The sequence below is a fragment of the Microbacterium sp. gxy059 genome, assembly GCF_050958665.1.
Classification (GTDB): Bacteria; Actinomycetota; Actinomycetes; order Actinomycetales; family Microbacteriaceae; genus Microbacterium.
In genome coordinates, this window is record NZ_JAMXWT010000028.1 from 35,059 (window position 1) to 42,423 (window position 7,365).

4 protein-coding genes are annotated in these 7,365 nt (G+C 69.8%); all 4 read left to right on the forward strand.

Annotated elements, in window-relative coordinates; all coding sequences use genetic code 11:
• Positions 1 to 3 precede the first annotated feature (3 nt).
• The gene (locus NHL53_RS13425; protein WP_433777384.1) at positions 4 to 1,032 is read left to right on the forward strand and encodes a glycosyltransferase family 2 protein; all 1,029 of its coding nucleotides are present in this window, start codon (positions 4 to 6) and stop codon (positions 1,030 to 1,032) included.
• Positions 1,033 to 1,202: 170 nt separating this feature from the next.
• A complete protein-coding gene (locus NHL53_RS13430) occupies positions 1,203 to 4,160 on the forward strand; it encodes a glycoside hydrolase family 3 C-terminal domain-containing protein (RefSeq protein WP_433777385.1) in 2,958 nt (985 codons plus the stop codon).
• Between the two features lie 282 nt (positions 4,161 to 4,442).
• Positions 4,443 to 6,809 (forward strand): glycoside hydrolase family 3 N-terminal domain-containing protein, encoded by a 2,367-nt coding sequence (locus NHL53_RS13435; RefSeq protein ID WP_433777386.1) that lies wholly within the window; start codon positions 4,443 to 4,445, stop codon positions 6,807 to 6,809.
• Between the two features lie 71 nt (positions 6,810 to 6,880).
• Positions 6,881 to 7,312 (forward strand): hypothetical protein, encoded by a 432-nt coding sequence (locus NHL53_RS13440; protein ID WP_433777387.1) that lies wholly within the window; start codon positions 6,881 to 6,883, stop codon positions 7,310 to 7,312.
• The last annotated feature ends 53 nt before the right edge of the window (positions 7,313 to 7,365 follow it).

The following is a 7,365-nucleotide window of genomic DNA, read 5'->3' on the forward strand; positions in this document are numbered from 1 at the left end:
AAGGTGCCTCTCCTGACGCTCGTCGTCCCCGCCTACAACGCCGATGGCTATCTTCATCGCGCGCTCGACCCCTTCCTGACGCTGCCCGAGGGCGGCCGCCTCGAGGTGATCGTCGTCGACGACGGATCCACCGACGGCACGGGCGCCCGCGCCGACGGGTACGCGGAGGCGCGCCCCGACGTGTTCCGCGTCGTGCACCAGGCGAACGCGGGCCACGGCGGCGCGATCAACGCCGGGCTCGCCCTCGCGCGGGGCACCTACCTGAAGGTGCTCGACGCCGACGACTGGCTCGACATGCGCGCGCTCGACGCCGTGCTCGACGCGCTGGACTCCGCGGAGCGCCTCGGAGGAGTCGACGCCCTCTTCACGGACTACGTGCACGACCGGGTGGGCAAGAGCAATCGCACGACGCGCTTCGGATCGGTGTTCCCCACGGGACGGGTGTTCGGATGGGAGGACACGGACCGGTTCCGCACGCGCCAGTACCTGATGATGCACGCGATCGTGTACCGCACGAGCGTCGTGCGCGCATCGGGGATGGCCCTCCCCGAGCACACCTTCTACGTCGACAACCTCTACGTGGTGGTGCCGCTCGCGCACGTCCGACGCATGATCTACCTGCCGGTCAGCCTCTACCACTACTTCATCGGCAGGCAGGGGCAGTCGGTGGAGGCCGACGTGATGCTGCGCCGCGTCGATCAGCAGCTGCGCGTCAACCGCCTCGCGGTCGCCGCGCTGCCGTCCGCGAGCGCGGTCGAGAGCGGAGAGGTGCCTGCGCCGCTCTGCGAGGCGCTCCTGCACTACGTCGAGGGGGTCTGCGCCGTGACGTCGGCGACGCTCGCCCGCGGGGAGCAGGAGCACCTGGCGGTCCGGGAGACGTTCTGGCGCGAGATCAGCGCGACCCACCCCCTCCTGTACGCGCGGCTGCGCCGCAGCTTCATCGCCACGAGCAGCAACCTCCCCGGCCGCGCCGGGAGACGCGTCACCTCGCTCGCCTACCACGTCGCGCGTCGCGTCGTGGGCTTCAGCTGAGCCGGTCCCGCACCGCTCGTGCGCGAAATCCGACCGATCGTGAACCCGGCCGGGGGTCGCGACACGGGCGCGCCTAGCGTGATCTGTCGAGGCCGGGAGTCCGCCGTCGTGGTCGGACGCCCTGCGCGATCGCCGACGATGCGCGGCCGAAGAAACGAAGGAGTCCGAGCGTGAACGACGCGACAGCGAGCAGCCCCCGAGCACGGATGTCGAACAGGAGATTCCTGCTCATCTGGATCCCGATCCTCGCGTTCGTCGCCGTGGTCGCCGTCCTCCTCAACGTGGCGCTGAACATCGGATCGAAGTGGGTCGCCTCGCAGCTGGGGTCCGGCACCTACACGGTCGAGACCCCCGAGGCCGCCGCCGACTGGGACACCGAGTACTACACGCCCGACTTCGCGTCGATCGACGAGGTGGACGAGGCCGCGAAGGGCGTCGTCGCCGACATCGCCGCGGAGGGCATCGTGCTCGCGAAGAACGACAGCGCCGCCCTCCCCCTGGCGGGCGGCTCGGTCACGATGCTCGGACGCTCGGCGGTCGACCCCGTCTACGGCGGCGCGGGATCCGGATCGGTCGACACCTCCTCCGCCGTGACGCCGCGCGAGGGGCTCGAGCAGGCGGGCTTCCAGGTGAACGAGGCCGCGCTGACGGCGATCGAAGAGCACGCGGCCGAGCACCCCCGTGGGCACATTGAGATGGACCTCCCCGACGAGTCGAGCTACAGCATCGGCGAGATGCCGGTCAGCGGCTACGAGGCCGTCTCCGACTCGTTCGACGAGTACGGCGACGCCGCCCTCGTCTTCCTCGGCCGCCCGGGCGGCGAGGGCGGCGATCTCACCACCGACATGGAGGGGTGGGACGACAACTACGAGGACGGACAGCACCAGCTCGAGCTGAACGCCGACGAGCGCGATCTCATCTCCCTCGCGAAGGAGCGCTTCGAGACGGTCGTCGTCCTCGTGAACGCGTCGACGACGCTCGAGATGGGCGACGTGCAGGCGGATCCCGATGTCGATGCGGTGCTGCTCATCGGCTCGCCCGGAGCGACCGGGTTCAACGCGCTGGGCGACGTGCTGGCGGGCGAGACGAACCCCTCCGGGCGCACCGTCGACACCTGGGCCGCCGACTTCACGGCCGACCCGAGCTTCGTCAACTTCGGCGATTTCTTCTACGAGGGCATCGACGTCGAGTACCCCTCGTCCGCGCTCGAGACCGTCGCCTCGAACGCGACCGTGACGAACGACGCGCCCTTCGTCAACTATCAGGAGGGGATCTACGTCGGCTACCGCTACTACGAGACGGCGGCCGCCGAGGGCTTCATCGACTACGACGAGGCCGTCGTCTACCCGTTCGGCTACGGGCTGAGCTACACCGACTTCTCGTGGAGCCTCGCGGAGGAGCGCCTCGGCGAGGCGGACGGCGAGATCGAGATCGACGTCGAGGTGACCAACGAGGGGACGGCGCCCGGCAAGGACGTCGTGGAGCTCTTCTTCTCCGCCCCCTACACGCCCGGCGGCATCGAGAAGTCCGAGGTCGTCCTCGGCGACTTCGCGAAGACCGGGACGCTCGAGCCCGGCCAGTCGGAGACGGTGACGCTGTCGCTCGCCGTCGAGGACATGGCCTCCTACGACTACGAGGACGAGCGCGCGTACGTGCTGGAGGCGGGCGACTACGCCCTCTCGCTCCGCACCGATTCGCACACGCCGGCAGACGGCGTCGAGCCGATCGTCTACGCGGTCGACGAGACCGTCGTCTACGCGGGGAACGCGGCGCGGTCGAGCGACCTCGCCGAGGTCACCAACCAGTTCGACGACGTCTCCGAGCGCTTCAGCGACGAGCCGGAGGAGGGCCGGATCCTCAACATGTCGCGCGCCGACTTCGCGGGGACGTTCCCGACGGCGCCCGCGGACGACCTGCTCGTCGCCGACGAGGCGATCATCGACGGGTTCGCCCCCTACGATGCCGACGCGGTCGCCGAGGCGTCCGATGCGGAGGCGCCCACGACCGGCGCGAGCACCGACCTCACGCTCGTCGATCTGCGCGGTCTCCCGAAGGACGACGAGAAGTGGGAGGAGCTCCTCGACTCGCTCACGATCGACGAGATGACGACGATGCTGCTCAACGGCGCCTATCAGACCGAGGCGCTGCTCGGGATCGCGAAGCCGATGACGACCGAGCTCGACGGCCCCGCCGGGTTCTCGTCGTTCATCAACGCCTCCGTCAACGGCGTCGCCTATCCGTCGGAGTACCTCATCGCGCAGACGTGGAACACGGAGATGTCCCGCGCCATGGGCGAGATGGTGGGCAACGAGTCGCTCTTCAAGGAGGTCAGCGGCTGGTACGCGCCGGCGGTGAACCTGCACCGCTCTCCGTTCGCGGGGCGCAACTTCGAGTACTACTCGGAGGATCCGCTGCTGTCGGGCGCGATGGGTCTCGCATCTTCCGAGGGAGCCGCGTCGAAGGGCCTCTACACGACGCTCAAGCACTTCGCCCTCAACGACCAGGAGGCGCAGCGCGTCAACAACGGCATCGCCGTCTGGGCGAACGAGCAGACGATCCGCGAGGTCTACCTGAAGCCGTTCGAGATGATCGTGAAGGATCTCGAGATGCCCGTTCCGCACATCGCGGACGACAGCGGCGCGGTCGAGGAGGGCACGGTCGGGGCGACCGCCGTGATGAGCTCCTTCAATCGCATCGGCGCCACGTGGGCGGGCAGCAGCGAGGCGCTCATGGACACGGTCCTGCGCGACGAGTGGGGGTTCGAGGGCTTCGCCATCTCGGACTTCAACCTCTACCGGTACATGAACCCGAACCAGTCGATCGCGGCGGGCACCGACCTGACGCTCACCTTCGCGCCGTCGAAGTCGTTCGACGACACGTCGTCCCCCGCGGCGCAGCAGGACATCCGCCGGGCCAGCCACAACATCCTGTACGCGGTGGCGAACTCCAACGCGATGAACGGCTTTGCGCCGGGGGCGACGGTGTCGTACGCGCCGCCGATGTGGTGGTACGGGCAGATCGCCGTGACGGTCCTCCTCGGCCTGTTCGTCGTCGGGGGCGCGATCCTCGTGATCCGCCGTGTGCGACGCAGCCGCCCCGCTGCCGAGGGCGACGCCGTCGGGGAGTGACGGAGTGACGGCGCGGCGCCCGGGACCGGACAGGTCCCGGGCGCCGCGCCGCGTCCGCGGACGGGGAGAGATGCGGATCATGCGCCGAGAACGTCCGATCGTGCATCCGCCCGGTCGGGTCGGACGGCCGGATCGTAACGTCGACAGCGCGAGCCGCGCGTCGGTCCTCACAGCTGAACGACCGATCCGGCCACCTCGCATGCGAACGGTGGCAGGGACGACCGGCTTCGCTCCCTCGCGTCGCCATGGCGGCGGCGTGCCGAAGACGATACGGGGATTTTGATGAGGAAGTCAGCGATCACGACCGGTCTCGCGGCCACGGCGGGCCTCGCCGTGGTGCTCAGCGGGTGCACCGCTTCGGGCGGCGACGAGAGCACCTACTCCACGAAGGAGGTGACCGACGGGACGACCTCCTTCACGGTGGTCGAGAACCCCGGTGACGGGAAGACTCTCTCGATGAGCGCGGACGCCGGCTTCGAGCTCATCGAGGTCGAGGACGGCGGCTCGACGTACGCGTTCAAGGACATGGACGGCGACGGCGAGCTCGACGACTGGGAGGACTGGCGCCTCTCGCCCGAGGAGCGCGCGGCGGACCTCGCTCCCCAGCTCAGCCCCGACCAGGTCTCGGGCCTCATGCTCTTCAGCGGGCACGAGCGGGCGCCGGGCGACGGCCTCACCGACGCCCAGAAGGAGTACCTCGAGAGCTCCTATCTGCGCAACGTCCTCTACGCGGGCGGCAACGAGATCGAGCCGGTCGTCCTCTGGACGAACCAGATGCAGGCCTACGCCGAGACGCTCGTCTCGGGAGACGAGCCCTACATCCCGATCAACTTCAGCTCGGATCCCCGCAACGACGCCGCGGACAGCTACGCCGGCGCCGCGGGCGGCCTCTCCGGCTGGCCCTCCTCGCTGGGCATGGCCGCGACGTTCGACCCCGAGGTCGTGCGCGACTTCGGCCGCATCGCGTCGACCGAGTACCGCGCCCTCGGCCTCGCGAACGCCCTCAGCCCGCAGATCGATCTCGCGACGGATCCGCGCTGGCTGCGGATCAACGGCACGTTCGGCGAGGACGTCGAGCTGGCGAGCGAGATGGCCGCGGCGTACGTCGACGGCTTCCAGGGGACCTTCGTCGACGGCGAGAACCAGGGCTGGGGCGAGGAGTCGGTCTCGACCGTCATCAAGCACTTCCCGGGCGACGGCATCGGCGAGGGCGGACGCGAGTCGCACACGGATCCCGGCAAGTACGGCGTCCTGCCCGGCGGCAACCTCGACGAGCACCTCGAGCCCTTCCTCGCCGCACTCGACTCAGGCGGGGTCATGACCTCGTACTCGATCGTCCTCGACGGCGACGGTGAGCCCGCGTTCGGCGCGGCGGCCGGCAGCGCCTACGACCAGGAGCGCGTCGACATCCTGCGCGCCGACAACGACTACGACGGCGTCATCGTCACCGACTGGGGCGTGACGGCGGGCGGCGACACGGATCCCGATGCGCTCGTCGCCACCTCGTGGGGAGCCGAGGACCTCTCGGTCGCCGAGCGGCACTTCGAGATCCTGAAGACGGGCATCGACCAGTTCGGCGGCAACAACGACATCGCGCCGGTGCAGGAGGCGTTCGAGATGTGGGAGGAGGCGCACGCCGCGGGCGAGCTCGAGACGAGCGCCGAGGACCGCTGGGCGGACACGGGGCGCCGCGTGCTCACCAACCTGTTCCGCGTGGGGCTCTACGAGGACGTCTACCAGGACCTCGAGGTCTCGGAGGAGGTCGTCGGAGCTGACGACTTCGTGGAGGCCGGGCTGCAGGCGCAGCGCGACTCGGTGGTGCTCCTGAAGAACCTCGACGGCACGGTGCCGGCGGAGGCCTCCGCCGAGGACTTCTCCGACCTGACGGTCTACATCCCCCGCTCCTTCGACACGGGCCACGACGGCGCCTTCGGGCCCGCGGTCTACACCGAGGGGGAGACGGTCGACGTCGAGACGGCCGAGCAGTACTTCGGCACGGTCCTGACGGACGAGGTCGAGCTCGACGAGAACGACGAGGTCGTCTCGTACACGGCCCCCGACCTCAGCGACGTGGACCTCGTGCTCGTCGGCATGGACAACCCGAACAACGGCACGAACTTCGACGAGGCCGGCTGGGACGCGGAGACCGAGGAGTACTACCCGCTCTCGCTGCAGTACCGCCCCTACACGGCTGACGGCGACGGCGTGCGCGAGACGTCGATCAGCGGCGACGAGCTCGCGGACGGCGAGAAGGAGAACCGCTCGTATCTCGGCAACACGTCGCAGATCTCGAACGAGGCCGACCTCGACGCCTTCGAGCGCGCGGTCGCGGCCGTCGAGGAGGCGGGAGGCGACATCCCGGTCGTCGCGCTCGTCTCGGTGTCGGCCGGCCTCGTCATCCCGTCGGAGTTCGAGGCGGACGCCGACGCGATCCTCCTCGGAAGCGGCGTGAGCGATCAGGCCTTCCTCGACATCGCACTCGGCCTGAGCGAGCCGCGGGGACGGCTGCCGATCACGGTGCCGAAGGACATGGACTCCGTCGAGGCCAGCCTCGAGGACGTCGCGGACACGACGCCCTACGTCGACTCGGAGGGCAGCTCGTACGAGTTCGGCTTCGGGCTCGCCTCGGTCGGCTCGCCCATCGAATGAGAACCCGCCGGGGCCGCGCGGAGGGATCCCGCGGCCCCGGCCGCTCGTCATCACAGGAAGAGGAAACAGACATGAACGACACACTCAAGCGCACCGGCATCGTCGCGGCCCTGCTCGCCGCCGGCGTCATCGGGCTCGCGGGCTGCGCGAGCGACGCCGAGGAGCCCGCCGGAGGCGGCGACGGAGGCGCGGCGACCGAGCAGGACGCGGGCGAGGAGAGCGCCGAGTTCGTCGCCGACCTCGAGGAGGGCGTGCAGATCGTCAACGACCAGCTCGCGGAGCAGCCCGACCTGACCCAGATCATGCTCGCGTCGGATGTCGACCAGCCGACGCAGAAGTACGGCATGTGGGTCATGCCCTACCACCCCTCGGACGCCGTCGAGAAGTACATCTCGACGATCCAGGTCGCCGACGGCGAGTTCGTCGTCGAGGCCACATCGGCCGAGACCGGCACGGTCTGGCAGATGGATCAGGACGGCGCCCTCGCGGAGGCCGGCGAGTAGCCGCCCGGATTCCCCGGGAGAGGGGGGGGGGGGGGGGGGGGGGGGGCCCCCCC